General features: G+C 62.4%; 23 protein-coding genes and 1 pseudogene. 16 read left to right on the forward strand and 8 right to left on the reverse strand.

Translation table 11 applies throughout. From position 1 onward, the window contains the following. The first annotated feature begins 805 nt into the window (after positions 1-805). The 4 genes and pseudogenes from HV744_RS31750 to HV744_RS31765 all read left to right on the forward strand — a co-directional run. A complete protein-coding gene (locus HV744_RS31750) occupies positions 806-3,034 on the forward strand; it encodes a tetratricopeptide repeat protein (RefSeq protein ID WP_175153281.1) in 2,229 nt (742 codons plus the stop codon). A gap of 980 nt (positions 3,035-4,014) precedes the next feature. Continuing rightward, positions 4,015-4,251 carry a cation:proton antiporter domain-containing protein gene (locus HV744_RS38110; protein WP_175153282.1) on the forward strand — a complete coding sequence of 79 codons (237 nt, stop codon included), beginning with the start codon at positions 4,015-4,017 and terminating at the stop codon, positions 4,249-4,251. Continuing rightward, entirely contained in the window at positions 4,230-4,535 is a 306-nt protein-coding gene (locus tag HV744_RS38115) for a cation:proton antiporter domain-containing protein (RefSeq protein ID WP_175153283.1), read from the forward strand. The genes HV744_RS38110 and HV744_RS38115 overlap by 22 nt, the downstream gene beginning before the upstream one ends. Before the next feature lie 303 nt (positions 4,536-4,838). Further along, positions 4,839-5,012, forward strand: a pseudogene (locus tag HV744_RS31765) (HU family DNA-binding protein); the annotation flags it as partial. Between the two features lie 74 nt (positions 5,013-5,086). Here the strand turns inward: HV744_RS31765 and HV744_RS31770 are convergent. The 6 genes from HV744_RS31770 to HV744_RS31790 all read right to left on the reverse strand — a co-directional run bounded on the left by HV744_RS31770 (position 5,087) and on the right by HV744_RS31790 (position 10,760). Then, positions 5,087-5,842, reverse strand: a complete 756-nt coding sequence (locus tag HV744_RS31770; RefSeq protein ID WP_175153325.1) for a hypothetical protein — start codon at positions 5,840-5,842, stop codon at positions 5,087-5,089. 189 nt (positions 5,843-6,031) lie between these two features. Then, positions 6,032-6,163 (reverse strand): hypothetical protein, encoded by a 132-nt coding sequence (locus HV744_RS38120; RefSeq protein WP_281363686.1) that lies wholly within the window; start codon positions 6,161-6,163, stop codon positions 6,032-6,034. A gap of 174 nt (positions 6,164-6,337) precedes the next feature. Continuing rightward, positions 6,338-7,312: a D-alanyl-D-alanine carboxypeptidase family protein gene (locus HV744_RS31775; protein WP_175153284.1), complete on the reverse strand. Its 975-nt coding sequence runs from the start codon at positions 7,310-7,312 to the stop codon at positions 6,338-6,340. A 443-nt stretch (positions 7,313-7,755) separates the two neighbouring features. After that, positions 7,756-8,472, reverse strand: coding sequence for a maleate cis-trans isomerase family protein (locus HV744_RS31780; protein WP_175153285.1), 717 nt, complete (start codon positions 8,470-8,472; stop codon positions 7,756-7,758). A 68-nt stretch (positions 8,473-8,540) separates the two neighbouring features. Beyond that, positions 8,541-9,890 carry an MFS transporter gene (locus HV744_RS31785; protein WP_175153286.1) on the reverse strand — a complete coding sequence of 450 codons (1,350 nt, stop codon included), beginning with the start codon at positions 9,888-9,890 and terminating at the stop codon, positions 8,541-8,543. Between the two features lie 279 nt (positions 9,891-10,169). Further along, complete coding sequence (locus HV744_RS31790; RefSeq protein ID WP_175153287.1) at positions 10,170-10,760, reverse strand: TetR/AcrR family transcriptional regulator; 591 nt, start codon at positions 10,758-10,760, stop codon at positions 10,170-10,172. 195 nt (positions 10,761-10,955) lie between these two features. Between HV744_RS31790 and HV744_RS31795 the strand changes: the two genes are divergently transcribed. Genes HV744_RS31795 through HV744_RS31845 form a run of 11 tightly spaced genes read left to right on the forward strand, consistent with a single transcriptional unit; the run spans position 10,956 to position 19,385 of the window. Then, positions 10,956-12,275: an aromatic ring-hydroxylating oxygenase subunit alpha gene (locus tag HV744_RS31795; RefSeq protein WP_175153288.1), complete on the forward strand. Its 1,320-nt coding sequence runs from the start codon at positions 10,956-10,958 to the stop codon at positions 12,273-12,275. 5 nt (positions 12,276-12,280) lie between these two features. After that, entirely contained in the window at positions 12,281-12,676 is a 396-nt protein-coding gene (locus HV744_RS31800; protein ID WP_175153289.1) for a hypothetical protein, read from the forward strand. A gap of 32 nt (positions 12,677-12,708) precedes the next feature. Then, the gene (locus HV744_RS31805; protein ID WP_175153290.1) at positions 12,709-13,125 is read left to right on the forward strand and encodes a cupin domain-containing protein; all 417 of its coding nucleotides are present in this window, start codon (positions 12,709-12,711) and stop codon (positions 13,123-13,125) included. Next, positions 13,122-13,469, forward strand: a complete 348-nt coding sequence (locus HV744_RS31810) for a cupin domain-containing protein (RefSeq protein WP_175153291.1) — start codon at positions 13,122-13,124, stop codon at positions 13,467-13,469. Before HV744_RS31805 ends, HV744_RS31810 begins: the two co-directional genes overlap by 4 nt. Further along, positions 13,466-14,728: an NAD(P)/FAD-dependent oxidoreductase gene (locus HV744_RS31815; protein ID WP_175153292.1), complete on the forward strand. Its 1,263-nt coding sequence runs from the start codon at positions 13,466-13,468 to the stop codon at positions 14,726-14,728. Before HV744_RS31810 ends, HV744_RS31815 begins: the two co-directional genes overlap by 4 nt. Continuing rightward, positions 14,728-15,324 (forward strand): nuclear transport factor 2 family protein, encoded by a 597-nt coding sequence (locus tag HV744_RS31820; RefSeq protein WP_175153293.1) that lies wholly within the window; start codon positions 14,728-14,730, stop codon positions 15,322-15,324. Before HV744_RS31815 ends, HV744_RS31820 begins: the two co-directional genes overlap by 1 nt. A gap of 13 nt (positions 15,325-15,337) precedes the next feature. After that, positions 15,338-16,252 carry a dihydroorotate dehydrogenase electron transfer subunit gene (locus HV744_RS31825; RefSeq protein WP_246279292.1) on the forward strand — a complete coding sequence of 305 codons (915 nt, stop codon included), beginning with the start codon at positions 15,338-15,340 and terminating at the stop codon, positions 16,250-16,252. Further along, a complete protein-coding gene (locus HV744_RS31830; RefSeq protein ID WP_175153295.1) occupies positions 16,246-17,184 on the forward strand; it encodes a dihydroorotate dehydrogenase in 939 nt (312 codons plus the stop codon). The genes HV744_RS31825 and HV744_RS31830 overlap by 7 nt, the downstream gene beginning before the upstream one ends. Further along, a complete protein-coding gene (locus HV744_RS31835) occupies positions 17,181-17,552 on the forward strand; it encodes a non-heme iron oxygenase ferredoxin subunit (protein ID WP_175153296.1) in 372 nt (123 codons plus the stop codon). Before HV744_RS31830 ends, HV744_RS31835 begins: the two co-directional genes overlap by 4 nt. Continuing rightward, positions 17,549-18,601: an asparaginase gene (locus HV744_RS31840; RefSeq protein WP_175153297.1), complete on the forward strand. Its 1,053-nt coding sequence runs from the start codon at positions 17,549-17,551 to the stop codon at positions 18,599-18,601. Before HV744_RS31835 ends, HV744_RS31840 begins: the two co-directional genes overlap by 4 nt. Positions 18,602-18,659: 58 nt before the next feature. Next, positions 18,660-19,385: a hypothetical protein gene (locus HV744_RS31845; protein WP_175153298.1), complete on the forward strand. Its 726-nt coding sequence runs from the start codon at positions 18,660-18,662 to the stop codon at positions 19,383-19,385. Positions 19,386-19,468: 83 nt separating this feature from the next. Here the strand turns inward: HV744_RS31845 and HV744_RS31850 are convergent, their stop codons facing one another. Then, positions 19,469-19,678, reverse strand: a complete 210-nt coding sequence (locus HV744_RS31850; protein ID WP_175153299.1) for a hypothetical protein — start codon at positions 19,676-19,678, stop codon at positions 19,469-19,471. A 25-nt stretch (positions 19,679-19,703) separates the two neighbouring features. After that, positions 19,704-20,009 carry a hypothetical protein gene (locus HV744_RS31855; RefSeq protein ID WP_246279293.1) on the reverse strand — a complete coding sequence of 102 codons (306 nt, stop codon included), beginning with the start codon at positions 20,007-20,009 and terminating at the stop codon, positions 19,704-19,706. Positions 20,010-20,274: 265 nt separating this feature from the next. Here HV744_RS31855 and HV744_RS31860 point away from each other — a divergent pair, with 265 nt between their 5' ends. Then, the gene (locus tag HV744_RS31860; protein ID WP_175153300.1) at positions 20,275-20,604 is read left to right on the forward strand and encodes a hypothetical protein; all 330 of its coding nucleotides are present in this window, start codon (positions 20,275-20,277) and stop codon (positions 20,602-20,604) included. Positions 20,605-20,639: the final 35 nt, after the last annotated feature.

Below are 20,639 nucleotides of genomic sequence, written 5' to 3' on the forward strand. Positions count from 1 at the left end.
CATAGGCGCTTTTGTATTGACCGCTAAACCTTGGAAACAGCCGTCACGCCAACCCAAGCACGTAGGTGCTTCGGGTCGAGTAGTGACATCCGCATCCGGCAGAGGACGGCCAGCACGAGACAATCATCCTGAACTGCAGAATGGCCGATCACCACGCGATGACGGCCGTCCAGGACGTCGGAATACGGAGTACGTTAGCCGCTAGGCTTGCCGTGGCGCGCGGGTACTCACTCGACGGTTTGACATTAAGCGGATCATTCAGAATACATCGCCACGAACCGGCAGCATTCGGTCGTGGGTGGTGCGGGCCGTAACATGCCAGTGGCCAGATTACTCCACGAGATTCTTGCCCATTGAGTTCAGCTCGCCGTACGTGGTCGTTTTGCCTATGCAGGGTGGCTCGTGGCGAGCAGATGACGGCTTTTCCATTCTCTGAATTACGATCGTTTTACCTTTACCGAATTTTTCGATCCCCGCAAGGAGCTACCATGCGTGATCGAGTACGACAGGACGCTGGGACGTCAGTCAAGAGACGCAGCACGCGTTCGCATGGAGTCTGGGCCTGGCTGAAGCAGGACGGAAACCAAAAGACGCTTCGCTTCCTAGGCGCGGCTATCGCCGCGGCCGTGGCGTTACTTGTCAGCTTTGGTGTCTTCCGCAAACCACCACCCGATGTCGCTCCGGAAGCTTCGACCGTCAGCCCTTCCCAACTGCAAAGCGCCGCGCCCAGTCAAAGCGCGAATGCGTCAGGCGGCGCCGCCGTGAACGTGCAAGGTTCAGGGAATTACGTGCATATGGAGAAGCCATGAAAAGCGTCCGCACATGTCTCCTGCTCCTTCTGATGCTGCTTGCGGGCGCAGTGTCTTCTGAACCCGGTGCGCAGTCTGCGCGAACGCCCAAACCCGCTACCTCGCCGTCCGCGCCCGGCCAGGTGGCGAACGCGCAGAATGGCCACGCGATAAACGTGTCCGGTACCGGCAACGTGGTCAAGGTCGGGGGCGACCTCGACGAGAAGACGCGTGCACAACTAGACGCCGCCATCCGTGGCGAGCAGAAGACGCAACGTCTGCTCGCAGAAGTTCGCGTTGAATATAAGAAAGCGATCGCCACCATTCAGGCGCTGGCGAATCAGATCAACGCCGGGCCTCGGGAGAAAGAGGCGGCACAGGCCCTTGCTGCGGGAAATTCCGCTCCGTCCGAGGCACTGTTGCAAGACCAGGAAAAGGGTGCGCTAAAGAGCGCGGAAAAAGATGCCGTCTACGCTGAACAACATCGCAAGGAGGCGGCAGAGCTGGCCCGTCAGCGCGGTGCGTTGGCTTTTCTTACAGACAAGAGAGCCGCGTTGAATGCATATCTGACAGCCGCAACATACGATCCGGCTGACGTGAAAACGCAAATCTTCATCGGCGACCTTCAGAACTTGCTGGGAGATACGAAGGCGGCGAAAGACACGTTCGTCAGTGCGGCGTCGATTGCGGAGGCGAATCTGAGAAAATATCCAGACCAGGTCGATGCCTCGCGCGAGTTGGCGATCAGCACTTACAGGATCGGTGAGTCACTCGAAACACAGGGTGATCTACAAGGCGCAGTTGCCCGATACCAGCAGGCACTCGCCCTGCTTGCGCCTTTGGCAAAACGTGCGCCTGACGACATACCTCTGCAGATCGACTTGGCGGAATCACATGCGATCCTCGGAAGTGCGTTGCGAGACCAGGGCGACTCCAACGCTGCGCTTGCGCAATATGAAGCGGCGATTGCAATTACGACGCCGTTGCTGAAGGGTTACCCGGACGACACCGCTGTGCAGTTGGCAACGGCTGCCAATCATTTGCGAGCAGGCAGAATTCTCGAAAGTTCCGGCAAACTGTCGGCCGCGCTGAACGAATACCGGCAGGCAAGGGAGATTGCGGAGCCTCAAACGACGCGACCACGAACGGAAGCAGCGAAAGTAAGCGGTGTGTCCGTAGGCCATCACAACGCGGATTTAATTGTGCTCGCTGCCAATGGAGCGTTCGGCCAGGCCTTGCTGACGCAGGGAGACCTGACTGGTGCGATTCGCGCCTTTGAGCAGGGGTTGAAGGTCAGCGAACTGCTAACGCAACGGGACCCTGGCAACGACGATTGGCAGCTTACCGCTGCGGAATATCATTTTCAGATTGGTGGGGTGCGCATGCTGCAGGGGGATACGGACAGCGCGCTCGCCGAGTTTAGGAAGGCGGGAACCATATACTCCGCGATGGCGCAAAAGGATCCAACCAACATTGACCGACAAGGAGCGGCGGCCGCGATGCACTTTTTGTCGGCAGGCCCGCTGTTCATGGCGGGTGACCCGGGTGCAGCGACTGCGGAAGCGAGGCTGGCGGTCGCTGGTCTCGAAAACGCAGTGCAACGGGCGCCGGACGAAACTGCGTGGCTCAATATCCTGGGGCAGGCATATGTCATCGAGGCCGTTTCCCGGAACCTCGATGACGCACCATATGACGCAAAGCAGCCGTTGGAGAAAGGGGCTCTTATCTTTGAAAGACTGCTTGCGCGAGATCCTGCAAACGCTGACTGGCGTTCCTCGTTAGGGGAGGCTCGAATGATTCTCGCGCAAGTGCTGCTGGAGACGAAAGACACTGCGGGCGCAGTATCTGCCGCAAGCGAAGCAGTTGCGACCTACGAGCCGCTGGTGAAGGATGATCCGACGAACATGCTTAATATGGCTAATCTCGGTCAGTCCCTTCTCGCATTGTCAACGGCGAAGCAATTATCAGGCGATCATGCAGCAAGCCAGGACGCGTTGACCCGCGCAGTCGACACTATTCGCAAAGTGTTGAAAGCCAATCCCGATAACCCAATGATGCAGGTTCTTCTGGCGATGGGTTACCTGGAACTCGGCCGGGCAACCGATTCGCCAGTGCAGCGCCGAACCTATCTTGAGCAAGGCTCGGTGATCCTGAAGGGGCTCAAGGAGCGCGGGCATCTGCCGGAAACCTTCGTAAAACTTATCCCGGTGTTCGATCGAGAATTGGCTGGGCTTGGGGCGGAATGACGGCGTTCAGGCAGGTGCCTTCAGTTCTGCATCCGTGAAGACTCGTGTACCTCGGCATGATGAACAGGAGCCTATGAGCCCCGAGTGAGCAGGAGCTATGGACTTTGGATAAGCCGCCACAGGAGGAGAAAGCGGATGGCATTACGATCCCGACAGAGTGGATCACGCGTGCCGACAGAGTGATCCACTGGGTAGGCATTTGGCAATCAGCAAGGTACTTTCTTCAAGCATCCTCGAATGATGCCATTTGTGCTGTTCGTCATTGACGTCCGTGACCGTGTAGGTGTCCGCAATGAGCAGGCAACCCGACGTAAGCGGCTGCGAGGCGAATGTCGCCCTTGGGTCGACTGCTGTCCTATCAGTTGGAGTAAAGCTGCCGTTCGAACTGATCGTGAGCCCGAGGTCAGCAAAGCTAACCATAGCGGCCGTAGGACGACGGTCGCGCCAGCGGCTGCTATGGCCGACAACTTGCCGACCAACTCGTCGAGGCGAGCGTAAGTTGATAGCGACGATACCGTCAGCGATACCGAGAAATCCAGTCAGCAGTTATCAGCTCTGGCCAGACCGCGTCGGAGCATCAACGTGTCATCGATACCGTCAGAATTGTTCCAACGCGATCCTGACAGAGCTTGAAGGAGCCATGCAAGCACCAGAAAACTGGGTAGAGAATCGATTTCAAGGTGCGCGGCGCCGCTTGCGGAGCCGCTGTGCGAAAACCCAGCTGCGCGGCACATGGCTGACCGGAGTATCTTGTGAAAGTGGCGCCGACTGACGCGGCGAAACCAGGGTTAGATACTGGTCTCCGTATGTCGCCACGAAGTATGGGTAGGATGATGGGTAGGCGGTGATCGCGGAGGGTGGGAGCCAAACCTGGCGCGGCTCTCCGCGCGGTAGTTGAAGTCTGCTGCCTTCCGCCAGTCAAGGGCTTCGCGGGCATTCCGATATTTTAAGTCGAGGTACTGCTTTCCATCGCACTATGCATGGGCTCTTATGTGCTTGCCGATGCGATTCATATGTCAGGCCCGATTGCCACCGTTGTCGCCGGCCTCTTCCTGGGCAACAAAGAATGGAAACTCGCGATGTCCGAACAGACGCAGGAGTATCCGGGGAAGTGCTGGCAACTGGTTGACGAAATCCTGAACAGCTTGCTGTTCCTGCTGATCGGCCTCGAATTGTCGCGATCAACGAGACGGGGATGTATCTGCTCCTCGGGTTGATCGGAATTGCCTGTGTACTGGTTGGGCGTGCCATCAGCGTACTGATCCCGATCAGGATCGGGAGTTTTCTCGCGTCATATCCGAAGGGTACCGTCACGCTTCTAACGTGGGGCGGCCTGAGGGGCGCAATTTCGATCGCGCTGGCGTTTCTGCTACCAGCCGGTCAGGAGCGCCAATTGATCCTCACGAGCACGTACATCGTTGTGATCTTCTCCATCCTGGTCCAGGGCCTGACGTTTGGTCCGCTGCTCAGAAAACTTGTTCCTCCAGCACACGACGGCTGACGGTCTTCAATTGGCTGGTGCGTTATCGAAAAAGCGCCGCCTGAGAAACTCCGATCGTCCGCTATCCGGCTCCACGCACGATCGTATGAAACAGGCGGACTCCTGACACGCCGCGCGTGTCGATTGATAGGTTATGGAAAGAGGCGCCCGGCAGCCAGCGCGGCGCGTTGGAGAACTCGCGGTGCCGGACGCAAGAGGAACGCGTGCGGACTGACGTGATGGGAAGTACCAGCAAGCATCGCAACCAGTGCGATCCACGATCCCGTGACATGTGGCGCAACTTGTCGACGCCCATCAACATGCTTTGCGGTGTTGCGCGACATGCTGGCAAACGGCGAAAGTGCGAAGTTGTCCGGCTTCGGCAACTTTCAATTGCGTGACAAACGGCCGGATCCCGGTCGAAACCCGAAACCCGGCGTACGGATTCCCATTCCGCCGCGCCGCGTCGTCGCACTCCATGCAAGTCAGAAGCTCAAGGTGCGGCCTGATGACGTCAGCCTCAAACTGCCTGGCGCACAACGGCATATGACAAAGCAGCAGCACCCCACAGTTCACATCATGCCGCCGGTGGCGCTGCCTGTGCCGCCAGTGCCGGATGAAGGTGTGGACGTCGTTGTGAGCGGATGGGCGAGACCCGCCGTTGACAGCAGCGAGACGGCGGCCGAATCTGGCATGCCTTCGGCGGTGATGGCGCCTGCTGCCGCCAGCGCGCCGAGATCGCTGTCGACGCCTGCTTTCCCGACAATAAACGGCGTCGTTAGAAACGCCGGTGCCGTCAGCGTGACCGCATAGCGCTGCTGCAGATTTGTGACGACAGCCGATTGCGCAGCCAGCACATCGGCCTGGTTTGCCAGCACCTGCTGGAACTGTGAGTTGCTCGGGAAGTCCGCAATCAGACTGGTCTCGCTCGTCCGAAGTTGCGAAGCGAGGTAGACGAGCATCAGCTCGGTCTCGGGCGTCGTATTGAAGGTGCCGCCGGCAAATGCCAGCGAATGCAGGGTCGTGCCGGCGGAGGTCACGGTGAGGATGCAGGGAAGGGTGGCGTTGAACGCGATGCCGTAGTGTCCACCGCCGTCTGACAGGGTGGAGCCCGAACCTCGTGCACAACTGAAGGTGACCATCGCGCTGGCGAGCGCCTTGCCGGTGGCGGCTGTGCCGGATAGGGCGAAGTTTGACATCCCGTTTCCGCCGCCACAGCCATCGAGGCCGAAGCAGGCGCTTCCGCCACACGCGGCGAGAGTTGCGAGCGAAGCCGCGCAGAGTGCAGCCAGCGCCGGGCGAACGAAACGCGCATCGTGAGTGTTCATGGCCGCCTGCCGTTGATAGAAGGGGATAAGGCGAGCCGCCCCACGCAAAGGGACCGGCGCTACTTTTAATTTTAGGTCCGATGCGCCGAATCCGTTTGTCGCGTCAATCACATTCGCCGCGTTATCGGCCATACCGATCGTCGGCCCGTCACGACAAGTCGACGGCCGGTGTAGGTCGGTATAGGTTGTTCAGCTGACAACACACGAGCCGTCCGCTACCGGGAGGTCGTATCGGACGAGCCCTGCGACCACCGCCGTGCAGAAGATCGCGAACCACGACAACAGATCGCCAATCACCTGATTGTCAAATGTGGCGGCCACGCGCGCGAGCTCCGACGCCTACGGCGCGCGCCCGCGCTTCGGTCCTTTTCTGCCGCGCGAATCAGGGTTGATGTCCAGCCGCGTGTCAGACGGGTAGAACCCACGCCCGGCGGGCCTTTAAACCGATTCCGCCTGCTCGAATAAACCCGCAGACGTTTGTCGAATCGGGCATGCTTACGTACGAGCTCGACTGGCGATAATGCGGTGCGACGGGTGGCGATGTGACGAGACGGCGGACGCGGTCCGCCAGGATGCGAGTCGCACGTTCACGCGATGTTGTTGGCTGGCGACGACTGGATGGCGGTGATGCAAATGCGCAGAGGCATGGTACAGGCGAGGTACGGCTACGGGCATTTGATCGCCGTTCACCCAGTTGCGGATCGTCGCCAGATCAGCGGAGCGGGCACCGGATGATCTTGCGCCTAGCAGCGCAATAATCACCGTGCCTCTCGGCATGGCGGCGTCGACCACGATGCAGCGACCCGCCTCGCGCGTGTACCCGGTTTTCGCGAGCTGCGTGTCCCAATCCGTCCAGCGGACCACCGGATCGGTGTTGTGATAGAACCTGGTCCGGTTGCCGATTGTCTGTTCGTACGCTGTCAGGGTGGTAAACGAACCGATCATCGGATAGTGCGACGCTTCGATCGCCAACTTGACGACATCGCGAGCTGTGGAGACATTGTCCGGCGAGAGCCCCGTCGGATCCTCGAAATGCGTGTCGGCCATGTTTAGCGCGCGCGCCTTTAGATTCATCTGCCGGATGAACGACGACTGGCCGCCAGGGAACGAGCGTGACAGGGCGGACGCCGCACGGTTTTCGGATGACATCAGCGCAAGGCGAAGCATCGCCTCGCGTTCGAGCGAGGTACCGACGGGAATCCGCGAGCCCGAGTGCTTGAGGCGGTCGATGTCGGCCTTGTCAATGGTCAGGGTATCTCCCATCTCCTGCGCCTTGTCGAGTACGACCATCGCTGTCATCAGTTTCGTCAGCGACGCGATGGGTCGGACATCGTCAGCATTTTTTTCCAGCAGGACTTCGCCACGCGCGACGTCGTACACGATCACGCTAGGGGAGTAAAGCGACGGGGTGTCGGCACATGCGAATAGACTCGTGCACGCAAGCAGCAATGCGCAGATGAATTTCTTCATGTCGTTCTCACCCTGGAACCTGGGGGACGCAATTGGGAGGCAGGACTGTCTCCACGCGCAATATCGTCTTCCGACAATATAAATGTAGTCGCTCGAAGCAGGATTGGGTGTGTGAAGGCAGACAGAATTTCTCGGGCCGTCGGGAGTGATTTGGCGAAGCGCGCGGCGACGGTCAGAAGCGGGACTCGCCCTCGGCGAACGACTGCTTACGTGGAACGCGCACTAAGGAAGCCTACGCGCTTTGGCCTTTCGATATTAACTTGCACAGAATTCTGACCCATCTGGCGCGGGAATCGTCGGCTCCGCTCAACTGACCGCATGGCGTCCAGGTCGCGCAAGCTTCATGCAGAATGTGCTCATATTGCTTGACCACGCCCTCGGCGAGCCACTGGCGAATGCCTCGTCGACCCGGTGATCCATAGCGCTGCCAACGAAACCAGCCTTCACGAACTCCGTGAGGACGCCAATAGCACACCATATCCCGTTGGTCGTATCTGTATGCCAAGCGTCTCGAGGCAAAACCACAGCAACGCCGAATTGCTGGTGACGACCGGTTTGCCTGCGGCACGTTCGATATCCGCGATCACGCGGCTCACGCGCACGCCCGCGCAACTGATCAGCACCGCATCGAAGTCGCCTTTCAGCCGCGTGGCGAGCGCCGTCCATGTGTGCGGTTCGAGCATCGCCTGTTCGTACGGCGTGCTGCAGGGCTGACTCGCGTGCGTGACGACTTCGATACCGCGCGCCTCGAAGAATGCAATTTCTGCGTCGACCACTTCCGGGCGATAAGCGGTCATCAGCGCGATGCGCGTCGCGTGCAACGTGTCACAGGCGGCGAGCACCGCCTGGATCGTCGTGACGGCCGGAATGCCGGTGGCCTGGCGAATCCGCGCGTTGACCGAATCCGGGCCTGCCACCACGCCCGCCGCTGTGCAGTTCATCGCGATCAGATCGACTTTCGCGTCGGCCAGCAGCTTCGCGTGCGCTTCGAGATCGGACACCAGGCGGCGGTCGGATTCGATCGAGGTGTCGCGAAAGGGCAGGCGCGTCGTGACGAACTGCACGCCCTCGGGCGCCATCGCCTGGATTTCAAAATCACACAAGCCGCCCGATGGATACAGATGTCCGATACGGGCCAGATAGCCGAAACCGATGCTCATGAAGTTGTTCGCCGATGGATTGACCGAGTGCGTCAGGCACGGCGCGCGGCCCTGCCCGACGCGAACGCTCAGTGTTCGAGAGAGACCTTGGCGGCGTGGATAGTCGCGCCCGATGCGTGCGGGCTGCGCGTGCAGGCAATCGCTGCGCCCGCGACCAGCGCCGAGGCCGCGAACGCGAAGAAATTCCACTTCACGTCGACGTTCTGCGCCGCAAGGTAAGCGCCGACCATCGGTCCCGCCATCGCGCCGAAGCGTCCCACGCCGACCGCCCAGCCCGTCGCGCTTGCACGCGCATGCGCGCGATAGTAGCTGGCGATGAAGCCGAGTTGCACCATCGCGACACCGATGCTGCCGAAGCCCGCGAGCGCGACGAGCACGTAGTTCATCAGAAGGCCGCCCTTCACCGTAAGACCCGACACCGCGAGCGCGCCGATCACGTAGCCTCCGACGATAGTCTTGCGCGTGCCGATGCGGTCGCTGATCTGACCGATGAGGATGCCGCCGAACGCCGCCGACAGCATGAACACAGCAAGAAACGACAGACTCGGGCCAAGGTCGTAGCCGAGCTTGCGCATCAGTTGCGGCAGCCACGTGCCGAGTCCATAGATCACCAGCACGGCGGCGACCTGCGCGATCCACAGGCTGATCGTCGCCCAGAAATTGTGACGCGAGAACACTTCGGCGAAGACCGCGCCGATGCTCGGCTTCGGGCCCGCGCGGTCGGCGGGACGCTGCAGCTTTGCCTCTTCGATGCCGAGACGCGCGGCCAGCACCCGGGCGCGTGCGGTCTGGCCGCGGGCGAGCAGGAAGTCGAGCGATTCAGGCAACAGGAACGCAAGGAAAGGCGTGGCGATGAGCGGGCTCGCGCCGAGCGCGACCACGAAGCGCCAGCCGTGCGAGTGTAGAAAGGCGATTCCGATGAGCGCCGAAAGCAGTGCACCGATTGAGTAGCCCGAATACATCAACGCAAAGTTGAGATTGCGCTTGCGTAGTGGCGAATACTCGACGGTGAGCGCGGCCGCGGCGGAAATGACGCCACCTAGTCCCAGTCCGCCGATGAAGCGCGACACCGAAAACACGAAAGGCGTCGGCGCCCACGCGGCCCCGAGCATCGACAGCGAGAACAGCGCCACGCAGCCGATCAGCAGCAGCTTGCGACCGACCAGATCGCTCATCACGCTGATGAAGTAGCTGCCGACCAGGGTGCCGAAGAGTGCGGCACTGCTCATCGCGCCGATTTCGATGGGTGTGAGCTTCCATACCGGATCGGCGAGCAGCGCCGGCACGATCGTGCCCATCACGCCGATGTCGTAGCCTTCGGCCACGATGGTCAGGAAGCAGAGGACGAGCACCATATACGTCGTCCGCGCCGGCGGATCGAACGAACGCGCGTGTGAGCAATCGGAGAGTGCGGCCATTCGGAACACCTCAGGGTAGTGGGGACGTCGTTCAGTCGTCGGGCGACCGGCCGTCGTCCGCTTGCAGGCAAGCCGCGCGACGGATGGCACTGTCGCGCACCATAGGCACGCCCCAACGTGGTTCGACAGTCGGATGTCCGGGCCCAACGCGTCAGCGTCGCGGCCTAAATACAGAATCGCATTCTTTTTTCGGCGCTGTCAAAGGTTTCAAAAATGGCTGTGATTGTGGTTTTCCCCAGGACAGCGCCGAAGCCCCGCGCAGCAGGTGTTCGCGAAGTCTCAGCGGGAGTCGGCCGCGGCGTCGCCAAGCAGCAGATCGGCCATCATCGCTGAAATTCTGTCGATGTCGCGCTCGTCGCCGATGCGGTGGTTGATCACGAAGCCATCGAAGGCCATCCAGATCAGATGCGCGAGCAGCTCGCCGTGCACGACGCCGGCGCGCTCGGGCGGCAGCGATTCGACCAGCAACTGTGTGAGGAAACCTTCCACAGTCTCGAGCAGATTCACCGGCTTGCGCAACTCGGGCGGCGCGCTCGCCAGGGCGTCGATCAGCGCGTTCGCAAACGCGTGGTCGGCGGCCGGAATATCGGCCCAGATCCCCTTGATGATGCGGCGGATCTTCTTGCGCGGATTCGACAGCAGCATCACTTCGGCGCGTAACGCATGCAGTTGCCGGTTCAGCCACGGTTGGTAAATCTCGTAGAGGATCACCAGCTTCGAATCGAAATACACATACAGATTGGCGACGGTCGTGCCGGCCTGGCGCGCGATCTCGGTCATCGTGGTGGCCGAGTACCCCTTGCGGCTGAACGCCGAAAAGGCGGCCGCCAGAATCGCTTCGCGGAGTTCTGCTTTCTTGACCTGCGGCACGGAATCTCCTGGTGGTGATGTGCGAACGGGCCGCTAGTCAGCGGCCCCGGCATTCTAGCAACTGGCGCTTTGCGCCCCCGCGCTGCAGCGCAGCAACAAAAGTTTTGCGATCAGGGCTTGACATGGATTTTGGTTGAAAACAGAATGCCATTCATTATTAGAACAAACGCTCTTCCTCTCATAAGGATTTCGCTCATGATCGCGACGCAAGCCCCCGAAGGCACGCTGACCGCCCGCTATGCGGAGCTCGGCGCCGGCCTGATTCCGGTCGAACCGTACATTTCCGCCGAATACTACGAACGCGAGAAGGCACACATCTTCAAGAAGACGTGGCTGCACGTGGGCCGCGTGGAAGAGATTGCGCAAGCAGGCGACTACTTCGTCAAGAAGCTCGATGCCTGCGACACGGAGATCATCGTGGTGCGCAACAAGCAAGGCCAGATTCGCGCGATGCACAACGTGTGCTCGCATCGGCTGAATCAGATTGCGTATGACAAGACCGGCCACACCCGCAAATTCTTCTGCAAATTCCACGGCTGGGCGTACGACCTCGACGGCAAGCTGACCGGCGTACCTGACGAGAAGTGCTTTTTCGGGCTCGACTTCAAGGACTACGCGCTGACGCGCGTCGCGTGCGACGTGTGGCAGGGCTTCATCTTCGTGAACATGGACCCGAACCCGAAAATGTCGCTCGCGGACTTCATGAAGCCGATGTACGGCGACGTGGAGGGCTATCCGTTCGACAGGATGACGGTCGGCTTTCAGTGGGAGACGGTCGTGAACTGCAACTGGAAGCTCGCGCTCGACGCGTTCCAGGAGGCGTATCACGTTGCCTACGTGCATGGCAATTCAATTGCCGATGCAATCGACAAGAGCGACGGCGGCAGCATGCCGCCGCTCGATGCGCTGTGCGGTGACTTCCATCGGCGTCTGTCGCTGGCGGGCAACCAGAAGTCGGTGTACGGCAATCCGAAGGCGGTCACCTCGGGCGGCGCCGCCGCGGCCGAAGCCTTGTCCGATGCGGCGACCACGCGCCCGATTGCGGCCGCGGCACTGCGCGCCGGTCTGGGCAGCGCACGCCATGCGTTTCCGCTCGACGCGCTGCCGAGCGGCGTCAACTGGACGAAGAGCCCGAACTGGCTGTTCGACATCAACGTGATCTTCCCGGACTTCTACGTTTCGCTGCGTCCGAACTACATCCAGGCGTACAACTTCCGTCCGATCGCGCACAACAAGACGCTCTTCGAAGCGCGGGTGTACTACCCCGAGATGACGACCCCCGGCGGGCGCTTTTTCCTCGAATACATGAAGGTCGCGCTGCGCGACGTACTGCTCGAAGACCTGAGCACGCTCGAACGCACGCAGCGTGCGGCCGAAACCGGCGTGAAGAAGCACATGGTGCTACAGGACAACGAACTGCTCGTGCGCCACAGCTATCACGTCATCGAACGCCTGCTCGCTGAGGCCGAAGGCAGAACCACAACCGAAGCCAGAACCGAAGCCATCGCGGAGTAAGGATCATGGAAGAAAAAGTCATCGTCATCACGAATCGCAGCGGCGCCCCGGCGCGGGTCGTGCCGCTGCCGGAAGCCTTCGCGGATCTGAACCGCTTCGTCGACTCATGGGCGCTGGCCACGGAGACCGCGCGCACGACGCGCCGCCACACGGCCGGCATGGACGCGATCGTCGAGTTCAGGGACGCGCTGCTGCCGCGCGTCAACGAGCTCGTCGCGTGGCTCGACCAGTATCAGATGGACGCGCTGCCGGAGGACGCGAAGACCGCGATGTATCTGCTGCTGTCGCTCGCGGAGATCGCGCCGGCGGTCGAGTTCTATAACCAGCCGTATGTGATCGACGGCTACGATCCGTTCCGCTTCGCCGCTGACGAAACATTCGCGATGCGGCCCGCAATCTGATGCGCGCCGCGCTGCCAAACGAGGAGGACGACATGCCCCGCTGCAAGGTATTCGGCATCGACCACGGCCTGAAGGAAGTCGTCGCCGATGGTCTCTATATGAAGACGATGATCGGCGAGACGATGAGCGTCGCGGTGATCAAGTTCGTTGAAGCGGCTGGCCGCGAACTGCCGGCGAAAGCGCATAGCCACGGCGAAGAAGCGTCGCTGCAGGTACGCGGCGCCTGCTCGATCTTCGAAGTGCATCTGGACGGCGAGGAAGTCGAGCAGAAGATGGGCCCGGGCGAAGGGATGCTCATTCCCGCTGGATTGAGCCACTACGGCGTCAACCGCTTCGAAGGTACGGGCATGAGCATGCGGCTGAACGTCGTCACGCCACCGCGCGCCGAATATCGCAGCGACGACGAAGTGCCGTATTACCCGCTCGCCGACCGGGAGAAGGCATCGTGAGCACGCTCAACGCAATCCGTTGTTCGCCGCTCGCCGCGGCCGTCGAGGGCGCCGACGCGAGCCGTGCGCAGGGCGCGGCGCTTTCGATGACCACGCAAGCGTTGCAGCAGGACGAGGTGATCGAGTTCGCGGCATCGGCGCTCGGCGAAGAAGTCGCGGCGGTGCTCAAAGGCCGCGTCGATATCGTCGCTGCGGGAGAGCACTATGTGCTGTCCGCCGGCGAGGCGATTCTGATTCCGCCCTTCGAAGCGCGCCGCTATCAGTGCCTCGAAGCGAACTGCGTGCTGTATCGCGTGGTGGGCGATGCAGCCGCAACGACCGCCGCCACGGAGAACCAGCGATGAGCGCCGCCTCGCACATCGCCATCGTCGGCGCGGGTCACGCGGGCGGCCGCGTCGCCCAGCATTTGAAGTCGCTCGGCCACACCGGACGCCTGACGCTGATCGGCGCGGAAAGTCATGCGCCCTACGAGCGTCCCGCGTTGTCCAAGGAGCTGCTGCTCGGCAAGAGCGAGCAGCAGAGCATCCGGCTCGCGCCCGCCGATTTCTGGCACGACGATGCATTGACGCGTGCCGGCATCGAACGCATGCATGCCACGGCGGATTCGCTGGACCTCGCAGCGCGGCGTTTGCACCTGCGCGATGGCCGCAGCGTCGACTTCGATCTGCTGGTCGTGGCGACGGGCGGCGCGCCGAGGCTGCCCCCGTTCATGCAGGCGCCGCTCGAAGGCGTGCACGTGCTGCGCACACTCGACGATTGCCTCGGCCTGCGCGCATCGCTCACCGGATGCAGGCGGCTCGCGATCCTCGGCGCAGGCGTGATCGGCATGGAAGTCGCGTCGAGCGCGCTGTCGCTGGACGTGCCGGTCACCGTGCTCGAAGGCGGCGCGGGCGTGATGACGCGCTGCCTGCCGCCGTCCGTCGCCGCGTGGCTCGCGGCACAGCATGTCGCGCGTGGCGTCGATCTGCGCACCGGCGTGAGCGTGACCGGCATCGAGCGCGACAAAGCGTCGGGCGCCGCCGTATTGCCGCTGCACATCCACTTCGAGAAGGACGGCGTCGCCGCGACGCTCGACGCGGATTGCGTGCTGGTGGCGATCGGCGTCGACTGCAATCCGGCGTTTCTGCACGGCACCGGCCTGTCGGACGCGCGCGGGATCATCGTCGACGAATGGTGCCGCAGTCCCGCCGCATCGTGGCTGTATGCGGCGGGCGATGCGGCATGCACATTCGACTCGTCCGCCAACCGCCATCTGCGTCAGGAAACATGGCGGAACGCGGAAAACCAGGCGCGCGCCGTCGCCGAAATCATGCTCGGCCGCACCGAGCCTTACCGCGAAACACCGTGGATGTGGACCGATCAGCTAGGTCACGCGATTCAGGTGACCGGCATCGCCGACGCGGGAGATCAAACGGTCGTGCGCGGCGATCTGGATGCGGCCAATGCGACGGTGCTGAGCTTGCGCGACGGCTGCGTGAGCGCGGGCGTCACGATCAATCAAAGCCGTGAGCGGCGTCATGTCGAAAAGCTCGTGAGCAGCCGCAAGCCCGTGGATGCCACGCGGCTCGCCGATCCCGCGGTCGCGCTGAAGGAGCTGGTGTGATGACGCAGACTCAAACGATCACGCCAACGCTGGTGCAATCGCTCGAAACGCGCGTGGCGCGCCTCGAAGCCATCGACGCGATCCGTGCACTGAAAGCGCGCTACGCCGCGCTCGCCGACGCCAAGTACACAGGCGACTACCGCCGCCAGCCCGATGACATCATGCGCGGCATCGCGCGCCAGCAGGCCGCCTGCTTCACCGAAAACGCGGTATGGGGCGGCGGCGCGGGTTTCGGCGACGACCTCGTCGGACGCGAGCGCCTTGGCGAATGGTTCGAACGCTCGCCCTGGCGCTTCGCGATCCACTACTACGTCAGCGAAACGCTCGACATTCATGACACCGGGCACGCGAGCGGCAACTGGCGGCTCTGGCAGCTCGCGCTGCGCGACGACGACGCGCATGCCGTGATGCTTGGCGCCGTCACCGAAGAGAAGTATCAACGCACCGAATCGGGCGTGTGGCTCATCAGTGAAATGCGCTTTGCGCAATTGCACATGATGGAGCCCGGCACGCCGGCGCTGCCGCTGGCGAGCGACTTCGCGTCGCTCACCGCGTTGCGCCACTCTTCGGCGAACGAGCTTGCCGGCACGCAATGACTGGATGGTCCCCATGACGACAATCACCACCGATCCGCAGACGGCTTCCGGCGACGCGCCCGCCGCACGGGTCATTCCGCTCTGTTCGGCGGCGCAGTCCGCCTGCGCGACGCCGCTTTCGATCGCCGAGAACCCGTGTTTCGTGCGTTCGAACGACTGGGTCAACGCCGAATACAAGCATCTCGTGCTGAGCGCGCCCGCCTTGGCGCTGACGGCGCGCTCAGGCCAGTTCTTCCATCTCGCATGTCCTGCGTCGAATGACGACACGCCGTATCTGCGCCGTCCGATGAGCCTCTATTGCGTGGCGCCCGAAAATCAGCGCATCGAGTTTCTTTACAAGGTGCAGGGCGCGGGCACGCGCGGTCTCGCGCAACTTGCGGCGGGCGATACGCTCGACGCGCTCGGGCCGCTCGGCAAGGGCTTCACGCTGCCCGATACGACGGCAGGCGGGCACGTGCTGTTGCTCGCGCGCGGCGTCGGCCTCGCCACGCTGGCGCCGCTCGCGCATGCGGCGATCGCCGCCGGCGCACGCGTCACGGCCGTGCTGAGTGCTCGCTCGCCGGCGCTGATGATGTCCGCCGACTATCTGCGCGACGCGGGCGCCAACGTGATCATCGTGACCGACGACGAGCAGACGAGCGATGTCGTGCAGGTCGAAAGTCTGATCCGCCGTGTGCACGCGCAACAGCCGATCACCTATGCGTCGACCTGCGGTTCGAACCGTCTGCTGTCGATGCTGCAACGCGTCGCCTCGCAACTCGGGATTCCCGGCGAAGTAGCACTCGAGCAGCACATGGGTTGCGGCATCGGTGCGTGCTACGCGTGCGTGCGCCCATTCCGCAAGCACGCCGGCTCGGATGAGCTGAGCTATCGCCGCGTGTGCTGGGATGGCCCCGTCTTCGACCTTCAGGAAACGACATCATGGTAGCTCTCAGTGTCAGGATCGGCTCGCTCGAACTGAGCAATCCGGTGATGCCCGCGTCGGGCACCTTCGCCGAAGGCACCTCGCAGGTGTTCGACCTGAACTGCCTCGGCGCGATCGTCACCAAGACCATCACTCACGACGTCCGCGAAGGCGTGCCGCCGCCACGCGTGGCCGAGTTCCGCGATGCCACGCTGTTTTCGATCGGCATTCCGAGCAAGGGCAGCGACTACTACATCGAGCAGACCGTGCCGTATTACCGCCGCTACACGCCGCCGCTGGTGGCAAGTATTTCGGCGAATACGATCGAAGAGTTCGGCATGCTCGCCGCGAAAATCAGCGTTCCGGGCGTCGCCGCTATCGAAGCGAATGTGTCGTGTCCAAACCTGAAGAAGAACGGCAAGGCATTCGGTATGGATCCCGAAGCAACGGCCGCGGTGGTCCGCGCGATGAAGTGCGCGACCGACGTGCCGGTGTGGCCGAAGATGACGCCGAACGCAGGCAACGTTGTCGAAGTCGCGCTTGCCGCGCAGGAAGCGGGCGCGGATGCGCTCGTCGTCAGCAACGCGATTCTGGCGATGGCGATCGACGTCGAAACCTTCCGTCCGCGCGTGGCGAACGTGATGGGCGGCCTTACCGGCGCCGCCACCAGGCCGATCATGCTGCGCATCGCCTATCAATGCGTGCAGGCGGTCGAGATTCCCGTGATCGGCTGCGGCGGCATTGCGACGGCTGCGGACGCGCTCGAATTCCTGCTGGCGGGATGCACGGCCGTGCAGGTGGGCACGGCGAACTTCGTATCGCCCACCGCGATGCCGCGCCTGATCGACGATATGACGGCGTGGTGCAAACGTCACGGTGTGACGAAACTGACCGACCTGATCGGCGCCGTGCGGATGCATGAGCCGGTCGACCTGAGAAACCAGGTGGCCGTATGAACGCGATTCACGAGATCAAACTGGCCGACGCCGTACAGTACGTGCGCGGTGAAGACGGCTGGTATGCGATTGGTGCAACCGGCGAAGTGTTCGGCGAGCGCGACTGCCGCGGCATCGAACTGGATGGCCTGAAAGTGGGCCTGTTCCGCGTGAATGGCGAGATTCACGCGCTCGACGACATCTGCACACATGGCCAGGCGCTGCTGAGCGAGGGCGAATTCGACGGCTACGAGATCGAGTGCCCACTGCACGCTGGACTCGTCGATGTGCGCACGGGCCGCGCGACCGAAGCGCCGGTCACCCGCGACACGCGGCATCACGAAACGCGTGTGGACGGCGACCTGCTCTTCGTCAGGTTGCAGCCATGACGACGCCGCACACTTCGCGTCCGCGCATTGCGGTGATCGGCACGGGCGGCACGTTCGCGATGCACGGGCGGCACCGTTTCGACTGGATCGAATACGCCGATAGCGGCGTAATCCATCCGCTCGACGATCTGCTGCAACGGCTCGGTGAACTCGCGCCCGAAGCGGACATCGTGCCGATTCCGTTTCGCAGCCTCGGCAGCGTATCGATCGGGCCGCGCGACTGGCTCGAGCTCGCGAAGCTGATTCACGATACCGCTGCGGCGGATCCGACGCTCGCGGGCTTTGTCGTGACGCACGGCACGGCGACGCTCGAAGAGACCGCCTGGTTTCTCGATCTCGTGCTGTCAATCGCGCAACCCGTGGTGATCACCGGCGCGCAGCGTCCCGCGAATACCGATGGCAGCGACGCGGCTGCCAATTTGCGCGGCGCGGTCGCGCTCGCGTCGTCGCCGCAATCCCGTGAGGCGGGCGTGCTGGTGACGATGGGCGGCCTGTTCTTCGCGGCGCGTGACGTGACCAAAGCGGCGAGCTTCGAGCTGGCCGCTTTCGAGGCGCCGCCTTACGGGCCCCTTGGGCGGATCGACGCGGATGCGAGCGTGGTATGGCGACGCCGTCCGGTGCGCGGCGCGCAGAGTCTGACCGCCCGTTTCGGCGACGTGCTGCAAAGGCCCGCTTCGGATGGATTGCCGCGCGTTGACGTGTCGATGTCCTATGCTGGCGCGGACGGCGCGGCGATTCGCGCGTTCGTGGCAGCGGGCGCGCGCGGCATCGTATGCGCGGGGCTGACGCCGGGCCGGCCCGCGTCCGGCGAGCGCGAGGCGTTGCTCGATGCGGTGAAGGCGGGCGTCGTCGTCGTGCAGGCGACGCGTTCGCCGCGCGGGCTCGTGCCGGTGCAGCGGTTCATTAGCGCCGACAGTATGCTTTCAGGTGGTGACCTTGCGCCGCCGAAGTTGCGCATTGCGCTGATGCTGGCGCTTGCCGCGAGGGATCCGGCAGCGCCTGCCCGCGCGGATGACGCCGCGCTGCAGAACCTGCTGCTAGACCTATGAATCCGTGGCGCGCTGCACACGAGCGCGCCTCGATGTCCTCATCTTCGTCACGCCGATCATGCAATTTTCCTACCTTGTCACCTTCACGCACCCTGATGCACGCGCGCGCGTCAGCAACGACGATCGCGAGCGCGTTGCTGGATGCGTCGAAGCTACGCCGGGCTTGAGCCGCGCGCGTCTGTACACGCCGGCTGCCGCGCAGGATTACTACACGAACGACGGTCCGTCGCCGACCTTCGCTTTCCAGCTCGATTTTGAGCGTCTGGTGGATCTGGAGACGGCAATCGGTCCAGACGGACATCTGCAGGCGCTGGCGCGCGGCAGCTTCGCGATCCTCGCTGATTGCGCGGTCGAACAGCAGGTGATGGCGCGCCGTCCGTTTCCGGCCGTCGATCCGACACCCGCCGTGCCTGATGGCGCGCTGCCGTGCCAGTTTCTCGTCCACTATCCCGGACATGCCGAAGATTTCGATGCGTGGCTGAACTACTACCTGTCGCATCATCCGCAGATCATGAAGTTTTTCGAGGGCGTGCGCGAAATCGAAATCTTCACCCGGGTGGACTGGGTCGACGCGATGCCGTGGAAGCGCGTGCACTACATGCAGCGCAACAAGCTGATGTTCGATAGCGCCGAGGCGATCACGCGCGCAATGAACTCACCGGTGCGTCACCAGATGCGCGCGGACTTCGAGCGGTTTCCGCCATTTGTCGGCAGCAATATTCATCATCCGATGTGGGCCGAAACGCGTGTCGGCAGCGTGCGTGCTGTAGGCATGAATATTTGATTGGGGACGATGTCAGGGTGTCCTGCGTTTGCGAGGGCTCTGCGGCAGATTCGTCAAACGGGGGCGAGGTCACTTCGACGGCCTCAATGCACCGATCCAAAAAATGCGGCGGCTCCCTCTGCAGGCGTCAGCCCAACCATGAAATAACCTTCGAGCCGTTCGGCAGTCGCGTCGTCGAGCATGAACGGCGGACGCACGAATCCCGCGGCGACAGCGTGGTCGTACCAGTCGCTGATCCACGCGCGCAAGTCGATAATGTGCTGTGGCAGTCCGCTCGAAGCATCGTCACACATATACGCTCCACAGGTTGCCGGGTCATCAGGCGGCTTCGCGGTCAATCCCCATTGCTGGACGCGTCAGATCGGGAGGAAACACATGCCATGTTCCGTCGGCGTGGCGGAAGAAAAACAGCGTGCAGCAGCCGGTCGGCCGCTCGACCTGAATGCAGACACGGCGGGTTTTGCCGGATCGCGAACGATGTATCAGTCGCACGCGAGCCCGATCCTTGCAAACTGGGCCGACCAGCTTCTCGATCTGCCAGCGCAATGATTTGTTGGCTGCAATCATATGTACTCCACTATGCCCGAAGACCGATCGTAAGCGCGTGGCGTTGACTGTCTCCATCGGGATCAGCGGAATGTCGATTCAGGTAGTGCTGATTTGAACAGTCAGGAGTTCCTTACTTTCAGGCAGCCGGTGAGTCGCGGCCGGGCTGAGCCGGCATGGATTTTCCGGCGCCTCACGACCGCCTCTGCCATTGAATTCCGTTAAGGATTTCCTGACACGCGAATCAGGGAGCGCCTCGGCATTTTTCCAGACTGCACTGACTGCGAGGTAAAAAAGGCTCGTCGATGATGAGTTACCGAAATGCAAATCTAGTCAAGGCGTCATGATTTCCTATCTTTCACAGCGCGAGAATGACGTAGAACAGATCAATTCAATTTGCCTGCGTCTGTTCGATAGCTGGTGCGAGACCCGCAATGTGATGCCGCTCGCCTACCTGATGCATTGCTGGCCGATGTCCGACAGCGGTCCGGCCGCCATTCGACGGCTCGGTGAAACGATGCATGAACTCAGGCGCCATCACGCGGACCTGTTGGATACGGATGCATTTCAGACGCTGTGTCAAATGGCCGATCTGATAGATGACCTGGCCGGGCGCCCGATCGAATCGGTCAAGCCGATTGCAGTTGGCCGGGGCCGGGGGCAGTGCGGATAAGACGTGCGGATAAAACAGCAAGCAGAGCGGATTTC

The sequence above is a fragment of the Paraburkholderia ultramafica genome (assembly GCF_902859915.1).
GTDB classification, from domain to species: Bacteria; Pseudomonadota; Gammaproteobacteria; order Burkholderiales; family Burkholderiaceae; genus Paraburkholderia; species Paraburkholderia ultramafica.